Origin of the sequence: Diaphorobacter sp. (genome assembly GCF_050251835.1) — a bacterium.
Taxonomy (GTDB): domain Bacteria; phylum Pseudomonadota; class Gammaproteobacteria; order Burkholderiales; family Burkholderiaceae_C; genus JBFXIE01.
This window is the reverse complement of record NZ_JBFWLZ010000008.1, coordinates 48,127-62,899: the sequence shown is the minus strand read 5'-3', so window position 1 is coordinate 62,899 and position 14,773 is coordinate 48,127. Positions and strand designations below refer to the sequence as shown.

The window sequence follows — 14,773 nt, the reverse complement described above, 5'->3', positions numbered from 1 at the left end:
AAGTATAGCTACCGAGCATTAACGCGGTCCGCATCCAGCCACCGCCCCGCAACACTGTCTGGCAGGTACAGGCCACGCGCCAGGTAGTCGTCCAGCCGGCGACGGTCGGGCGCGCGCAGTTTGATCAGCGGCGGCAGCGGCCCGCGCACACGCATGAACAGCAGCCGCAGCTTGAGCGCCGCGCGGCGCCAGCGGCCCTGCACATGCAAAAAGAATGGCCCTGACTCCGCCGGGGACAGACTCAGGCGGTAGCGTCCCCCGCGCAGCAAAATCACCTGTAGTGCCAGGTGCATGCTCAGGTAGGCGGGCATGTCAATGCGCTGCAGCGCCTGCGCGTACAGGCCCTGGGCCTGCAGGTGGGCGATGTACTGCTCGCCGGTGCGGGCGATGACCTCGTCGGTAAATTCGCGCTGCAGGTCTTCAATGAAGGGGCTGCCGGGCGGCGCTGCCATGAACCAATTCTCGACCACCGGACGCTGGGGGTCACTGGTGTACTGCTGCAGGTAGTAGCCCACGAAGTCGGCGCCCGTGCGTGCCTGCTCCTCCAGCACCCAGTCCAACGGCTGGGTGAGGATGGTGCTCGCGTCCAGCCAGATGCCGCCGTGGCGGCGCAGCAGCTCCAGCCGGATCCAGTCGGCGCGCTTGGCAGCCGATGCGCCGTCGAGCGCCGCGGGGATGGCCGGCAGGTACTGCAGCACGCTGCGCTCGTCCAGGATGCGGACGTCGAAGTGCGGATGCAGGCGCCGCCAGTTGTCCAGACAGCGCTGCACCAGCAGCGGCGGTGCGTCGCCTTGCCAGTAGCTCCAGAGGATGCGGGGGATGGCCCTGGCCGTAGCGGGTGCACCACTGGCTGCTCCTGTTGGGTACAGCGTAAACACGGGCGCGGGGGGCGCCTCCAGATCGCGCGGGCGCAGGCGAAACCACTGCAGCAGCCAGCGGGCGAGCCAGAGCTCGCCCCGGCCCTTGCAGGTGTGGTGGGATGAAGCACTGCTCATAAAAATGGCGCACGGTAGGCGCGCAGGAATTTGATGGCGCGAAGCCACCAACCTCGCTTAAGACAGGTGCTGACCCATTGCCGAGCACTCAAGGGAGAGGCGGCATCAAAATCGGCGCACATCCGCTGCACCAACACACGGCACTGCGCTGCGGGTAGCCCAACGCTTTGCAAAAAGCGCACAGCACCAACCAAGCTGCGCGCGCACTGGTGCGTCATCTCCAGGCGCAGGCTCGCCGAACTTTCGCAAGGCGTACCGCGCAGTGCCTCACGCAGCGGTCGCAGGGCCGCTACCTGGTCTTGTACTTTGATCAAGTTCATCGTCGCCAGCACGCTGCCTGCATGCTGGCGGTAGGCCACCCAAGGCTGCGCTTGGTAGAAAAAACTCCTGGCTCGCAACGCCATTAGCGGCACGGCGGCCATGTCCTCAAAACAGCGTCCTACTGGAAAACGCAGGTCATCTCCCCACAACGCACTTCGGGAAATCTTGGACCAGGGGTGCAGGCGGCCCACGACCAGCAAACCTTGCAGCAACGCGCAGCAGTCATGCAGCAAAACCCCGGCCGGGCCATCAAAGGTTCGCTGGTGCATTTCGCCGCGCAACCTGTGCTTGAAAGAGCTGTTGTTGCGCAAGACCCGAAAATCGCAAAGTACAACGTCCGGCACATGCTGCTGGACGATGGCAAACAACTGAGCGAGTGCACCGGGCAACAGCTTGTCGTCCGAGTCAAGGAACCAAAGGTATTCGCCGCGGGCCGCGTCGATCATCGTGTTACGCGCGGCACTTTGACCCTGGTTGACCGCGTGGTGCATCAGGGTCAGACGGCCGGGCCAGCGCTGGGCCAACCGATCCATGAGCGCGCGCGAGCCGTCGGTGGAGCAGTCGTCGAGCACCAGCACCTCTACGCCTGCACCGCCATCCGGTAGTTGCTGCAGTTGCTCCACCACGGAGGCAAGACATTCCTCCAGGTAGTCCTGCACGTTGTACACCGGCACCAGGATGCTGAGCCAAGGCGTGGCCGGTGCACGCAAGGCATCACTCACCGCGCTGCCTCCAGCCCCTGCAGCAGCAGGTCTTCGTACCGCGTCGTCATGGTTTGCAGGCTATACAGGCGTGCAGCATCGTCCCGCGCGATCCGGGCCATGCGCTGGGCCTCGTCATCATTCGTCAACAGCCGCGCCAGGGCGTTAGCCAGCGACTGAGGATCAGCATGCGCGGCCAGCAGGCCGTTGCGGCCGTCGTCGATGATCTCCTGCACGCCCACCACGCGGCTGCCCACCACGGCGCAGCCCGCGGCCATGCCCTCGATGAGCGACAGCGGCATGCCCTCAAAGTGCGTGGCCAGCACGCAGATGCGGTGGCGCATCAGCAGCCCCGACACATCGCCGCAATGGCCCAAAAACTCTACCTGTCCATCCAGCCCCAGCGCCGTGCACAGCTGGCGGGCGGCGCGCTGCGCGCTGGCCTTGCCGCCGCCCGCCAGCTTGACGGGTGGGGCGAGGCCGCGCTGGCGCAGCAGCGCTACGGCGCGCAGCAGCGTGGCGTGGTCTTTCTGGCGCGCAAAGCGGGCGGCCATGACGATGCCTGGCGCACGGTCGGTCCAGGCGGGATGGCGCGCCGGGTCGTACGGCGCAAGGTCGATACCGTTGGGGATGACCACGGTCTTGGCCGCAGGAAAGCCACGCGCCAGCAGGCTCTGGCGCACGCCCTCGGAAACACCCACGATGAGGTCAGTGCGCTGCGCCAGCCACAGGGCCTGGCGCAGTCTCCAGGCGGTGTAGCGCTCGCGGGAGTTGTGTTCCACATGCACCAGGCGCGGCACGCCGGCCAGCAGCCCCGCGTAGCGGCCCCACAGGTGCTCGCTGAAGCCGTGGGCCACCAGCACGTCCGGCTTGAAACGTCGGCAGATGGCAACCAGTTGCCAGATGGTGGCCACATGCGCCCAGCCAGCCACGGTTTCCACGGCCAGTCCCTGGTCCCGCAGCGCCTGCACGCGCTCGTTACGCGTGTGGCGTTTACGGCGCAGCACCAGCAGAGCATCGCAACGGCCAGAGGCCGCGTGGGCCCGCACCAAGTCAACAGCTACTTGCGTGGCGCCGGAAAAACCGCCGGTCACGAAGTGCAGCACGCGGGGCCGGCGTGTGGCAGGGGCAGAGCCGGTCGCGGCTGCGGGATTGTCAGACACGGCGGTGGTGCGGGCTGGCAAGGGCACGGGTCAGGTCGCCGCAGAAGACGGCGCACGCACGTCGCCCGCATATTGCGCGTCCATGCCATGCACGGCCGCCCAGGTGAGCATGGTCATGAACAGGTAGAACATGATGCCGCTGTTGGGGCCGAGAAAAACCACGGTGATGCCAAAACCGGCATAGAGCAGTGGAATGCACACACCACCCAACCGCAGCGCCAACATCTGAGCGCGCACGTCGGCCCTGCAATCCGCGTAGGCAGCCAGACGAGCACGCGTTGGCCAGAACATGCACAGCGGCACAGCGTAAAACAGTAACAGCCAGGCCACACCAACAATGCCTGCCTTGACGAACATGTCCAGCACCTCGTTGTGAGCGTTGTATTCCAGGATGGAAGACGCATACTCACCAGCCGCCACACGCTTTTCCTTTTCCGCCAGATAGCCCTGCGTTCCCCAGCCGAGTAGGGGCTTTTCTTGCCCCACTTCCCAGGCAAAGCGCCAATGCTCCAGGCGCTGCCCCACAGAGTTGTCGGCCTCGCGTTGAGCTCCATAGACCTGCAGCTCTTTTTCCATGATGCGCCAACGCTCCACCAGTACCTGATGGTTGGCGGCGCCCAACAAGACCAGGATGGCAGCAACACTGCCCAACATACGCCACAGCTCAGGCCGATAAAAACGCCACAGCAGGTACAGGCCCACAGGACTAGCCAACCCGATCGCCAGCCAGCCGCCTCGCGACTGAGACAACACCGAAGCATTGAACGCCAACAGCACTCCAAAGCAGGCCAGTACCAATGTTGCGCGCGTGATGTGCTCGCGCAGCGCGATGGTCTGCGCGGCCAACATGGTGCCCATCAGCAAAGCAAGATTGCCCCACTGTATGGCGCTACTGGTGTGCGATGAGGGGAATCCCGTCGCACGCGGCACCCCCGCCACACGCACCTGCCACAGCGCCACGGCGCCGGCACCCAGGCAGCCAAGCAGCAGCCCCCAGTACTGCGCACGCGGTTTGGGCGCTGCAAGGCTCACAAACAGCAGACAGACAAGGCCAAAAAAGTATTTTGAAGGCCGATCCCAGCCACCTAACCCATCCATCGGGTTGGCCAAAACAAACCAGAGCACACCCATGCCCACCATGGCAACCGCCAGGGCCCAGGTCCAAGGGTGCTGCGCGGTGCGCGGCCAGCGGTGCAGGGAGCACAGCGCGCCCAGCAGCAGCAGCACCGCACCGTACGAATAGCCGGACTGCACCGTCAGCGCCAGCGCAGGCACCAGAAACAGCGCCGCAGTGGCAACCCGGCGGGGCCAGGGCGCCGGGCCCAGAAGGGAGTCAAGGGTCATGTGCACAGTACGTCGACCCGGGGCCGATTGCTCTTTCAGGCGCGACCGCCCGCAGCGGTGCACGCCATGCTTCTGCCAGGCCGTATCAATGCCCCGCGCGAACGGCCTCACCCGCCTTCAGGCGATAGACGGTGCCGCAGTAAGGGCACTTGGCCTCGCCGGTACGCGCCACGTCCAGATAGACCTTGGGGTGGCTGTTCCACAGCTTCATGTCGGCCTTGGGGCTGGGGCAATAGACCCCGCCCTGGGCGTTGAGATCTTTGGCCAGCAGTTCGACGGTAGCTTGGGACATGGGGTTCAGACCTTGGTGAGCCAGTGGGCGTACTTGGGGTTGCGGCCGTTGACGATGTCGAAGAACGCGCTTTGGATCTTCTCGGTCAGCGGGCCGCGGCTGCCGGCGCCGATGCTGACGCGGTCCAGTTCGCGGATTGGCGTGACTTCTGCGGCCGTGCCTGTGAAGAAAGCCTCGTCGGCGATGTACACCTCGTCGCGGGTGATGCGCTTTTGCACCACTTCCACGCCCAGGTCCTTGCAGATGTGGAACACCGTGTTGCGCGTGATGCCGTTGAGCGCGCCGGCCGACAGGTCGGGCGTATAGACCACGCCATCCTTGATGATGAACACGTTCTCGCCCGAGCCTTCCGACACGAAGCCGGCGTTGTCCAGCAGCAGCGCCTCGTCGTAGCCGTCATCGGTGGCTTCGGTGTTGGCCAGGATGGAGTTGGTGTAGTTGCTCGACGCCTTGGCCTGCGTCATCGTGATGTTGACGTGGTGGCGCGTGAAGCTGCTGGTCTTGACGCGAATGCCGCGCGTCATGCCTTCCTCGCCCAGGTAGGCGCCCCAGGCCCAGGCGGCGACGATCAGGTGGATCTTGTTGCCCTTGGGGCTAACGCCCAGCTTTTCCGAGCCAATCCAGGTCAGCGGGCGCAGATAGCCCGACTCGAGGTTATTGGCACGGATCACGGCGCGTTGTGCCTCATTCACTTCGTCCTTGGTGAACGGAATCTGCATGCGCAGGATCTTGGCGCTGTTGAACAGGCGGTCCGTGTGATCGTGCAGGCGGAAGATGGCCGTGCCCTGCTCCGTCTTGTAGGCGCGCACGCCTTCAAAAGCGCCGCAGCCGTAGTGCAGCGAGTGGGTCAGCACATGGATCTTGGCATCGCGCCAGTCCACCAACTGGCCATCCATCCAGATTTTGCCGTCACGGTCGGCCATGGAGGGAATAACAGGGCTCATGGGGATCCTTTAGAGAGGAGAGAACTGCGAAAGCTCGCAAAGCTGGCGATTCTACGATTCGCCAGCCGAGTTGGAAGCTTGCGCAGGCGCGTCGCCGTCTTGCGGTGCGGGGCGCACCAGCTCCCAGCGTGCCAGCCGGCCGCCTTCAAACTCGCAGGTCACATGCGACTGCGTGCCGTCGGTCCAGCGGTAGCGCTCGGGCTCCTCGCCGTCGGCCGACAGCTGCTGACCCAGCGCGCGCGTCATGGCCACCACATGCATCAGATTGACGCCGGCTTTGAGCTTGGCGTTGAGCATGACGGCGCTGCCCACGTAGCCAATGGGGCGGTGCCGGGCCTTTTGCATCACGTTCATCAGGCGCGTGTAGTGCAGCAGCCCCCACATGACCACGCCGCCGCTCACCGTCACGATGCCCTGCACTCCCCAGGATTGGTAGGCTGCAATAAACAGTGCCGCGATGCCCGCGGGTATCAATATCTTGCGCAAATTCATGGGCGCATTGTCCTATGCAGCGCGCGCGGCGCCGCTGTGGAAGCTGCGTAGCTGTGATCCATCACCCTGTTTATCAGCCCAGCTCGCGCACGGCGGACATGGCCTCGTCCACCCGCTCCACGGCATGTATCTGCAGCCCGGCGATGGGCTTTTTGGGCGCATTGGCCTTGGGCACCACGGCCACGGTGAAGCCCAGTTTGGCGGCCTCTTTCAGGCGCTCTTGTCCGCGCGGCGCGGGGCGCACCTCGCCTGCCAGGCCCACCTCGCCAAAGGCAATGAAGCCCTTGGGCAGCGCCCGCCCGCGCAGGCTGCTGGTGATGGCCAGCATCACGGCCAGGTCGGCCGCGGGCTCGCTGATGCGCACGCCGCCCACGGCGTTGACAAACACGTCCTGATCGGCGCAGGCCACGCCCGCGTGGCGGTGCAGCACGGCCAGCAGCATGGCCAGGCGGTCGCGCTCCAGGCCCACCGACAGGCGCCGCGGGCTGGGGCCGCCGCCATCGACCAGCGCCTGGACTTCGACCAGCAGCGGGCGCGTGCCCTCCAGCGTGACCAGCACGCAGCTGCCGGGCACGGGCTCGCTGTGCTGGCTCAGAAAAATGGCGCTGGGGTTGGCCACGCCCTTGAGGCCCTTTTCGGTCATGGCAAACACGCCGATCTCGTTGACGGCGCCAAAGCGGTTCTTGATGGCGCGCACCAGCCGGAAGCTGCTGTGCGTGTCGCCCTCAAAGTACAGCACCGTATCGACCATGTGCTCCAGCACGCGCGGGCCGGCCAGCGCGCCTTCTTTGGTCACATGACCCACCAGCACCACGGCAATGCCCGTGGCCTTGGCCATGCGCGTGAGGTGGGCCGCGCATTCGCGCACCTGCGCCACGCTGCCCGGCGCGCTGGTGAGCTGGTCTGAATACACCGTCTGGATCGAGTCGATCACCGCCACGGCGGGCTGCGTGGACTCGACGGTGGCCAGGATTTTCTCCAGCTGAATCTCGGCCAGCACACTTACCTGGCTGTGATCCAACCCCAGGCGGCGCGAGCGCAGCGCCACCTGCGCGCCGCTTTCCTCGCCCGTCACGTACAGCGTGGGCAGGCCGGCGCGCTGCAGTGCATCCAGCGCCTGCAGCAGCAGGGTGGACTTGCCGATGCCCGGGTCGCCGCCGATCAGCACCACGCCGCCCTCGACCACACCGCCGCCCAGCACGCGGTCCAGCTCATCGATGCCGCTGGGCGTGCGCGCCACCTCGGTGGCCTCGATCGCCGACAACGGCATCACCGCCTGCGCCTGGGCCAGTCCAGCGTACTGGCCCGCGGCTGCGCTCAGGCGGTTTTTGCCGGGGGCGGCGTCGGGCACGGATTCGATGAGCGTGTTCCAGGCGCCGCAGGACGGGCACTTGCCCAGCCAGCGCGGGCTGGTGCCGCCGCATTCGGTGCAGGAGTAGAAGGTCTTGTCTTTGGCCATGAGGGATGCTAACTGCGGCGCTGCACGCGCCGCCACGATGCGCACGGGCGGCTGTGCGGCGGCGCCATGCGGCGCATCAGTCCTGCACCACCACGGACACGCGCGGGGCCAGGGCGCACATCAGTTCGTAGCCCACGGTGCCTGCGGCATGCGCCACCTCGTCGATGGGCAGCACGGCGCCGTTGCTGGCGCGGCCCCACAGCGTGACCTCGGTGCCCAGGCCGGCGCCGGGCACGGGCGTGAGGTCCACCGCAATCATGTCCATGCTGACGCGGCCGATGGTGCGCGTGCGCACTCCGTCCACCAGCACGGGCGTGCCGGTGTCTGCATGGCGCGGATAGCCGTCGGCATAGCCGCAGGCCACCACGCCGATGGTGAGGGGCCCGTCCGCCGTGAAGCGCGAGCCATAGCCCACGGTGTCGCCCACCTGCAGCTGCTGCGTGCCGATGATGCGCGAGGCCAGCGTCATGGCCGGCTGCAGCCCCCAGTCGGCGGCGCTGCGCTCGGGGTGGTCGGGCGCGCTGCCGTACAGCATGATGCCGGCGCGCACCCAGTCCAGCCGCACCGGCGCCTCGGCGCCGTGGCGCAGGATGGCGGCGCTGTTGGCAATGCAGCGCTCGCCCGGCAGGTCCTGAGTGGCGGCATGAAAGGCCTGCACCTGGTGGGCAATGCCGCGCGGGCCGTCTGCATCGGAAAAATGCGTCATGAAAGAAATTTCATCAACCTGCGGCAGCGCGTTCAGCCGCGCCCAGGCGCTGCGGTAGCGCCCTGGCGGGAAGCCCAGGCGGTTCATGCCCGAGTTCATCTTCAAGAAAACGCGGTGCGGCACCTGGGTCTTGTGGCGGCTGAGCCAGTCGATCTGCGCGTCGCAATGCACCGCGTGCCACAGGCCCAGGCGCGAGCACAGCTCCAGGTCGCGCGGCTCGAACACGCCCTCCAGCAGCAAGATGGGGCCGCGCCAGCCCAGGGCGCGCAGCTGCTGCGCCTCGGCCAGGTCCAGCAGGGCAAAGCCATCGGCGGCGCGCAGGCCGTCAAAAACACGCGCGATGCCGTGGCCGTACGCGTCGGCCTTGACCACGGCCCACAACCGCGCATCCGGCGCCGCGCGGCGCGTGCGCTCCAGGTTGTCGCGCACGGCGGCGGGGTGGATGGTGGCAAGGATCGGGCGCGGCATCGGCAGGGTTTTCACGGAACGGCACAGGGGGGCATTCTGGCACCGGCCCGGCGGGGGTGCGTGATATAACCGCCCGTCGCTCCCAGGAGTGTTTCAAAGTTTCACAGTCCATCAGCACCGCTGATGGAGCCACCAGCCCTCCGATGAAGCGCGGTTTCTACACCATCATGTCGGCGCAGTTTTTCAGCTCGCTGGCCGACAACGCCTTGTTCGTGACTGCCGTGGAGTTGCTGCGCACCAGCGGGGCGCCCGAGTGGCAGCGCGCCGCGCTGGTGCCCATGTTTGCGCTGTTCTACGTGGTGCTGGCGCCCTGGGTGGGCGCATTCGCCGACTCCATGCCCAAGGGCCGGGTGATGCTGCTCAGCAACGCCATCAAGGTGGTGGGCTGCCTGATGATGCTGTTTGGCCACCACCCGCTGCTGGCCTACGCCGTGGTGGGGCTGGGCGCCGCCGCCTATTCCCCCGCCAAGTACGGCATCCTGACCGAACTGCTGCCGGCGTCGCAGCTGGTCAAGGCCAACGGCTGGATCGAGGGTCTGACCATCGCCTCCATCATCCTGGGCGTGCTGGTGGGTGGCCAGCTGGTCGCGCCGCACATCTCCAGCCACCTGCTGGCGCTGGACATGCCGGGCGTCGATCTGGGCATCAGCCTGGCGGCCGAGGCGGCCATCCTGGCGCTGGTGCCGGTGTACCTGCTGGCGGCCTGGTTCAACCTGCGCATCCCGCACACCGGCGTGGAGATGCGCCCCATGCCGCCCAACCCGCTGGCGCTGCTGCCCGACTTCTGGAGCTGCAACGGGCGGCTGTGGCGCGACAAGCTGGGGCAGATTTCACTGTCCACCACCACGCTGTTCTGGGGCGTGTCGGGCAACCTGCGCTACATCGTGCTGGCCTGGGCCGCGGCGGCGCTGGGCTACAGCACCACGCAGGCGTCGGCCCTGGTGGGCGTGGTGGCCATCGGCACGGCGGCGGGCGCGGTGCTGGCATCGATGCACATGCGCCTGGACATGGCCACGCGGGTGATTCCGCTGGGCATCGCCATGGGGCTGCTGGTGATTGCCATGAACTTCATCGGCAACATCTGGCTGGCCATTCCTTTTTTGATCGTTCTGGGCGGGCTGGGCGGCTTTCTGGTGGTGCCCATGAACGCGCTGCTGCAGCACCGCGGCCACAACCTGATGGGCGCGGGCCGCTCGATTGCCGTGCAAAACTTCAACGAGCAGGCCGCCATTTTGGGCATGGGCGCGTTCTACAGCCTGTCCACCAAGCTGGGGCTGTCGGCCTTTGGCGCAATCACCGCCTTTGGCCTGCTGGTGGCCGGTGTGATGTGGGTCATCCAGCGCTGGCACGCCCACAACCTGCGCCACCAGGCGGACGAGGTGGAGCACCTGCTGACGATCGCGCGGCGCGATCACCACTGAGCGGCGCAGGCTCATCAATTTTGATAGCTGCCAGCGCTTGATTTACCTGGGCTGCAGGCAGTTTTGACCCACAAACCCCGGCGAGGGCCACGACGGATCAGGCTTCGCCCGTGCCCTCGGTGGATGCACCGTCAGCGGCGGGCGCACGCAGCCGGCGCGCCCGTGCCAGGGACTGCGCGACCACGCGGCGGTCCATGCCGTACATGTCGGCAAACTGCTCGGGCGCGGCGCCGCTGGCCTCGAAGGCGCGCAGCAGGGCCTCGGCCTTGGCGTCTTGCTCGGCCACCTGGGCAAAGGCTTCGTCCAGCAGCGCGTTGGCCTTTTCGTCGCGCCCGCGCACCAGGGCGTCATAGGCCTCGCGCGTGAGGCCGCTGGCCTCGAATGCCTGGGCGATGCGCCGACGCAGCTTGTCGGTCAGGTCTTCACCATCGCGCGGCTTGCGGCGGCGAAACACTTCCAGCAGCGCGTGGTGCACATGCTCGGGCGCCATGGCCTCGACGGGCTGGCCCTGCAGGTCGTGGCGTTGCAGGCCCTGGGCGACGGCATTCAGGTAGCGCGTGGAGCGGGTATGGATGTGCAGGGCAAGCTTGAGCGCATCCTTGTCGATAGCCTCGCCATGCGCGGCCAGCAGATCCTGGAAGATGCCGCGCTTGAGCGGCAGGAACTGCGCGCCGAACAGGTGCGGGTACCAGCCGGCCAGCTGCTCCAGCAGCGGGTGGGTGCGGCGCGGCTGGGGCTTGCCGGCGGCGGCAGGTTCTGCGGCAGCGGGTTCAGCAGCGCCTGCCTGCGCCAGCGGCTCGCGCCGCGCCCCGAAGCGGCGGGCCTTGCGCGGCCCGGTCTGGGCGCCGCCGTCCTGGGCCGCTTCGTGGGCCGCTTCGTGGGCTGCATCGTGCGCCACGTCTTGCGCGCCGGCCTGCGCAATCTCTTGCGCCTCTTGCGCCTCTTGCTGCACGCCTGCCGATGCCGATGCCGACCCGCCTGGCACGGCAGGGGTGTGGGCGGCTGCGGGCTGCGCGGCGTCTGCGCCGGGCGGTTGTGGTGCGTTCACGGTGTCGTTCATGGCAAAAATTGGCGCGGAAACTCCGTCCGGCGCGGCGATCAGAAAACCCGGCATCATGCCAGCCTTGCGGCGCGGGCCGCCTTCAGGCGGCGGGCAGCAGTGCCTCGTCAAGCATCTGCACCCAGTGCCTGACGGGAATGGCCGTGCCGCTTTGCAGGTGGGTGATACAGCCCATGTTGGCCGACACAATGGCCGCGGGCGGCTGGTCGGCAAAGGCGTCGGCCAGCGCGCCCAGCTTGCGCTCGCGCAGCGGGTACGCAATGTGCGGGTGCAGCACCGAATAGGCCCCGGCCGCGCCGCAGCACAGGTGCGACTCGGTGCGCGCCACGCGCAGCGTGAAGCCCAGCGCCGCCAGGTGCTGCTCCACGCCGCCGCGCAGCTTCTGGCCGTGCTGCAGGGTGCAGGGCGGGTGGTAGGCCAGTGGCGCGGCGGGTGGATTGACGCGCCCGCGCAGGCGCTCCACCAGATCGGGCAGCAGCTCGGACAGGTCGCGCGCCAGGCTGCTGATGCGCGCAGCCTTGCCTGCATACTGCGCGTCGCCCTTCAGCAGGTGGCCGTATTCCTTGACGGTGACGCCGCAGCCCGAGGCGTTCATGACGATGGCCTCCACCCCGCCGCTCTCCAGCCAGGGCCACCAGGCGTCGATGTTGGCGCGCATCTGGGCCAGGCCGCCGCGCTGGTCGTTCAGGTGGAACCTGATGGCGCCGCAGCAGCCGGCAGCAGGCGCCACCACGGTCTGAATGCCGGCGGCATCCAGCACGCGCGCGGTAGCGCTGTTGATGCGCGGCGCCATCGCGGGCTGCACGCAGCCCTGCAGCAGCAGCACCTTGCGCGAGTGCACCCGCGTGGGCCAGCTGCCCGCGCCCTGGCGCGGCGGCACCCTGGCGCGCAGCGGCTGCGGCAGCAACCCGCGCACCGCCTGGCCCAGCCGCATGGCAGGGCCGAACAGCGGCGATGGCAGCCCCTCCTTGAGCGCCCAGCGCACGGCGCGCTCGCCCAGGGGGCGCCGCACTTTTTCATCAACGATGCGCCGGCCGATGTCCAGCAGATGGCCGTACTGCACGCCGCTGGGGCAGGTGCTCTCGCAGTTGCGGCAGGTCAGGCAGCGGTCCAGATGCAGCTGGGTCTTGCGCGTGGGCGCGGCGCCCTCCAGCACCTGCTTGATGAGGTAGATGCGCCCGCGCGGGCCGTCCAGCTCGTCGCCCAGCAGCTGGTAGGTGGGGCAGGTGGCGGTGCAAAAGCCGCAGTGCACGCATTGGCGCAGGATGGCGTCGGCCTCCTGGCCTTGGGGCGTGCCCTGGTATTGGGGTGCGAGCCGGGTCTGCATGGTGTGCCTGGGATGGTGGTGTTGCAGTTACCTGCCGTCGGGGCGCGCGGCAGCATCGTCGCCAGGCGCTTGGCCCGCGCGGCGCCAGCCACGCGTGCGCCACAGCTGCGCCAGGCGGTCAAAGTCGGCCACCAGCGGCGGCAGCGACAAGGCCAGCAAGATGGCTGCCAGCGGCACCACCCAGATGAAGCCCACATGCTTGAAGCCCGCCGCGCCCACCACGCCGCCCACGGTGAACATGCCCAGCAGGCTGGCAAACATGCGCAGGCGCGTCTTGTTGGCGTGCACCTGGGCTTCGGGCGGCGTGCCGCTGCGGTTCCAGTACAGGGCCTTGCCCAGCTCGATGCCCAGGTCGGTGACGATGCCCGTCATGTGCGTGGTGCGGATCTGCGCCGACGACATCTTGGTGACCAGCGCGTTTTGCAGTCCCATGATGTAGGCCAGCAGCAGCACCGTGAGCGGCACCGAGAACGGCGTGCGCCAGGTGAGCGTGATGGCGCCCATCAACCCGAACAGCAGCATCAGCGCCGCCTCCAGCAAGAGCGGCAGCGCATAGCCGCTGCGCAGACGCTGGTGGCGCGCCCAGTTGACCAGGATGGCCGTGGTGCCCGCGCCCGACATGAAGGCCCACAGCGTGCCAATGGCACTGAGCACCAGCGTGGTGTTGCCCAGCACCAGGTTGTCGGCCACCAGCGACAGAAAGCCCGTCATGTGCGATGTGTACATGTGCACCACCAGAAAGCCCCCGGCGTTGACCGCCCCGGCATTGAAGGCCAGCAGCAGGCCCAGCACGCGGTTGGTGGCCCGGGTGCGGTGCCGCCCGGTCATGTGGCGCAGCAATCGCATGGCCTACACCAGCCGGCCCGGGTTGAAGATACCCGCCGGGTCGAACGCCTGCCTGAGCCGCAGGTGGATGGCGGCCAGCGGCTCAGGATATGCATCAAAAACGGCTTTAACGCCCGATTTACCAGCGCTAGCAGCTATGAATAGAGTAGCGCTTCCACCCGCCTGGGCAGCCAGGGCACGCAGCGCATCACCCGCGTCTGGCGGCGCCTGCACCCAGCGCAGGCCGCCGTGCCACTCCACCAGCGGCGGCGCAACGCCCGCGGGCAGCGGCAGCACCGGCGCGGTCTGCGGCACCGACAGGCGCCACAGCGCATGGTCCGGCGCCCGCGCGGTGAACCAGGGCAGGCGCTGGTCGCGGCAGGCATTCCAGTCGCCCGGCACGCCGGGGCCTTGCTGCAGCGCGCCGCCCATGCTGCGGCAGGCCGCCTGCACCGCAGCCCGGGCGCCGCGCAGGCGCACGTACAGCCGGCCCTGGCCGTCATCCTCCACCCAGCAGCTGGCGTTGAGCGGCAGCGGCTGGCCGCCCCAGGCGTGCAGGCGGCGCAGCGCCTCGGCCTGGTCGCAGTCAAAGCGCAGCGTGGCCTCGGCCGGCGGCACCGGCAGCACCTTGAGGCTGACCTCGGTGATCACGCCCAGCTGCCCCCAGGCCCCGGCCATGAGGCGCGGGACGTCATAGCCCGCCACGTTCTTCATCACCTGGCCGCCAAAGCGCAGCAATTCGCCGCGGCCGTTGATGATCTGCACGCCCAGCACGTAGTCGCGCACCGCGCCCGCGCTGGCGCGCGCCGGGCCCGACAGGCCGGCCGCCACCATGCCGCCCACGGTGCCGCCCGCGCTGCCAAGGCCCGCAAAGCGCGGCGGCTCGAATGGCAGGCTCTGGCCATGCTGCGCCAGCAGCGCCTCCAGCTCGGCCAGCGGCGTGCCGGCGCGCGCGGTCACCACCAGCTCGCTGGGCTCGTAGCTCACGATGCCAGCCAGCGGCCGCATGTCCAGCGGCTCGCCCGCGTGCTGCGGCGCGCCGGGGCCGAAAAAATCCTTGGTGCCGCCGCCGCAGATGCGCAGCGCGGTGCCGCGGTCGGCACAGCCGCGCACGCGGTCGATGATCTGGCGAAGGGTGGCGTCCATGCGGTGGATGGTACTGCCCTGCCCTCCCCGCGCAGGGGGCGTTCTGCAGACACGGGCGGCAGGCCCGCGCGACAAAAGGGCCCGCCCCGTTTGCAACCGGGCGGGCCCC

General features: G+C 68.2%; 14 protein-coding genes. 1 reads left to right on the top strand and 13 read right to left on the bottom strand.

All coding sequences use genetic code 11. The annotated features are described in order from the left end of the window. Positions 1 to 8: 8 nt before the first annotated feature. The 9 genes from AB7E35_RS04845 to alr all read right to left on the bottom strand — a co-directional run bounded on the left by AB7E35_RS04845 (position 9) and on the right by alr (position 8,885). Entirely contained in the window at positions 9 to 995 is a 987-nt protein-coding gene (locus AB7E35_RS04845) for a glycosyltransferase family 32 protein (RefSeq protein ID WP_428162563.1), read from the bottom strand. Next, the gene (locus AB7E35_RS04840; RefSeq protein ID WP_428162562.1) at positions 992 to 2,038 is read right to left on the bottom strand and encodes a glycosyltransferase family 2 protein; all 1,047 of its coding nucleotides are present in this window, start codon (positions 2,036 to 2,038) and stop codon (positions 992 to 994) included. Before AB7E35_RS04840 ends, AB7E35_RS04845 begins: the two co-directional genes overlap by 4 nt. After that, positions 2,035 to 3,180, bottom strand: a complete 1,146-nt coding sequence (locus AB7E35_RS04835) for a glycosyltransferase (protein ID WP_428162561.1) — start codon at positions 3,178 to 3,180, stop codon at positions 2,035 to 2,037. The genes AB7E35_RS04840 and AB7E35_RS04835 overlap by 4 nt, the downstream gene beginning before the upstream one ends. 30 nt (positions 3,181 to 3,210) lie before the next feature. Beyond that, the gene (locus AB7E35_RS04830) at positions 3,211 to 4,320 is read right to left on the bottom strand and encodes an O-antigen ligase family protein (protein WP_428162591.1); all 1,110 of its coding nucleotides are present in this window, start codon (positions 4,318 to 4,320) and stop codon (positions 3,211 to 3,213) included. 289 nt (positions 4,321 to 4,609) lie between these two features. Next, complete coding sequence (locus AB7E35_RS04825) at positions 4,610 to 4,816, bottom strand: zinc-finger domain-containing protein (protein WP_428162560.1); 207 nt, start codon at positions 4,814 to 4,816, stop codon at positions 4,610 to 4,612. A gap of 5 nt (positions 4,817 to 4,821) precedes the next feature. Next, a complete protein-coding gene (locus AB7E35_RS04820) occupies positions 4,822 to 5,760 on the bottom strand; it encodes a branched-chain amino acid transaminase (RefSeq protein WP_428162559.1) in 939 nt (312 codons plus the stop codon). A gap of 51 nt (positions 5,761 to 5,811) precedes the next feature. Next, positions 5,812 to 6,252: a glycerate kinase gene (locus tag AB7E35_RS04815; RefSeq protein ID WP_428162558.1), complete on the bottom strand. Its 441-nt coding sequence runs from the start codon at positions 6,250 to 6,252 to the stop codon at positions 5,812 to 5,814. A 73-nt stretch (positions 6,253 to 6,325) separates the two neighbouring features. Then, positions 6,326 to 7,711, bottom strand: a complete 1,386-nt coding sequence (gene radA, locus AB7E35_RS04810; protein ID WP_428167170.1) for a DNA repair protein RadA — start codon at positions 7,709 to 7,711, stop codon at positions 6,326 to 6,328. 76 nt (positions 7,712 to 7,787) lie between these two features. Further along, complete coding sequence (alr, locus tag AB7E35_RS04805; RefSeq protein ID WP_428162590.1) at positions 7,788 to 8,885, bottom strand: alanine racemase; 1,098 nt, start codon at positions 8,883 to 8,885, stop codon at positions 7,788 to 7,790. A 143-nt stretch (positions 8,886 to 9,028) separates the two neighbouring features. Here alr and lplT point away from each other — a divergent pair, with 143 nt between their 5' ends. Then, entirely contained in the window at positions 9,029 to 10,306 is a 1,278-nt protein-coding gene (gene lplT / locus AB7E35_RS04800; protein WP_428162556.1) for a lysophospholipid transporter LplT, read from the top strand. Positions 10,307 to 10,403: 97 nt separating this feature from the next. Here lplT and AB7E35_RS04795 read toward each other — a convergent pair whose 3' ends face one another. The 4 genes from AB7E35_RS04795 to glcE all read right to left on the bottom strand — a co-directional run bounded on the left by AB7E35_RS04795 (position 10,404) and on the right by glcE (position 14,664). Further along, positions 10,404 to 11,366, bottom strand: coding sequence for a ProQ/FINO family protein (locus tag AB7E35_RS04795; protein WP_428167169.1), 963 nt, complete (start codon positions 11,364 to 11,366; stop codon positions 10,404 to 10,406). 82 nt (positions 11,367 to 11,448) lie between these two features. Continuing rightward, positions 11,449 to 12,693 (bottom strand): glycolate oxidase subunit GlcF, encoded by a 1,245-nt coding sequence (glcF, locus tag AB7E35_RS04790; RefSeq protein ID WP_428162554.1) that lies wholly within the window; start codon positions 12,691 to 12,693, stop codon positions 11,449 to 11,451. A 27-nt stretch (positions 12,694 to 12,720) separates the two neighbouring features. Further along, on the bottom strand, positions 12,721 to 13,539 hold the full coding sequence (locus tag AB7E35_RS04785) for a YoaK family protein (RefSeq protein ID WP_428162553.1): 819 nt from the start codon (positions 13,537 to 13,539) through the stop codon (positions 12,721 to 12,723). 3 nt (positions 13,540 to 13,542) lie between these two features. Next, positions 13,543 to 14,664, bottom strand: a complete 1,122-nt coding sequence (glcE, locus tag AB7E35_RS04780; protein WP_428162552.1) for a glycolate oxidase subunit GlcE — start codon at positions 14,662 to 14,664, stop codon at positions 13,543 to 13,545. Positions 14,665 to 14,773 lie beyond the last annotated feature (109 nt).

What these genes read in the sequence shown, in the direction of transcription:
- AB7E35_RS04845 (WP_428162563.1), bottom strand. Translation starts at nt 995, where the DNA reads ATGAGCAGTGCTTCATCCCACCACACCTGCAAGGGCCGGGGCGAGCTC.
- AB7E35_RS04830 (WP_428162591.1), bottom strand. Translation starts at nt 4,320, where the DNA reads ATGGTGGGCATGGGTGTGCTCTGGTTTGTTTTGGCCAACCCGATGGAT.
- AB7E35_RS04825 (WP_428162560.1), bottom strand. Translation starts at nt 4,816, where the DNA reads ATGTCCCAAGCTACCGTCGAACTGCTGGCCAAAGATCTCAACGCCCAG.
- AB7E35_RS04820 (WP_428162559.1), bottom strand. Translation starts at nt 5,760, where the DNA reads ATGAGCCCTGTTATTCCCTCCATGGCCGACCGTGACGGCAAAATCTGG.
- AB7E35_RS04815 (WP_428162558.1), bottom strand. Translation starts at nt 6,252, where the DNA reads ATGAATTTGCGCAAGATATTGATACCCGCGGGCATCGCGGCACTGTTT.
- radA (WP_428167170.1), bottom strand. Translation starts at nt 7,711, where the DNA reads ATGGCCAAAGACAAGACCTTCTACTCCTGCACCGAATGCGGCGGCACC.
- alr (WP_428162590.1), bottom strand. Translation starts at nt 8,885, where the DNA reads ATGCCGCGCCCGATCCTTGCCACCATCCACCCCGCCGCCGTGCGCGAC.
- lplT (WP_428162556.1), top strand. Translation starts at nt 9,029, where the DNA reads ATGAAGCGCGGTTTCTACACCATCATGTCGGCGCAGTTTTTCAGCTCG.
- AB7E35_RS04795 (WP_428167169.1), bottom strand. Translation starts at nt 11,366, where the DNA reads ATGAACGACACCGTGAACGCACCACAACCGCCCGGCGCAGACGCCGCG.
- glcF (WP_428162554.1), bottom strand. Translation starts at nt 12,693, where the DNA reads ATGCAGACCCGGCTCGCACCCCAATACCAGGGCACGCCCCAAGGCCAG.
- AB7E35_RS04785 (WP_428162553.1), bottom strand. Translation starts at nt 13,539, where the DNA reads ATGCGATTGCTGCGCCACATGACCGGGCGGCACCGCACCCGGGCCACC.
- glcE (WP_428162552.1), bottom strand. Translation starts at nt 14,664, where the DNA reads ATGGACGCCACCCTTCGCCAGATCATCGACCGCGTGCGCGGCTGTGCC.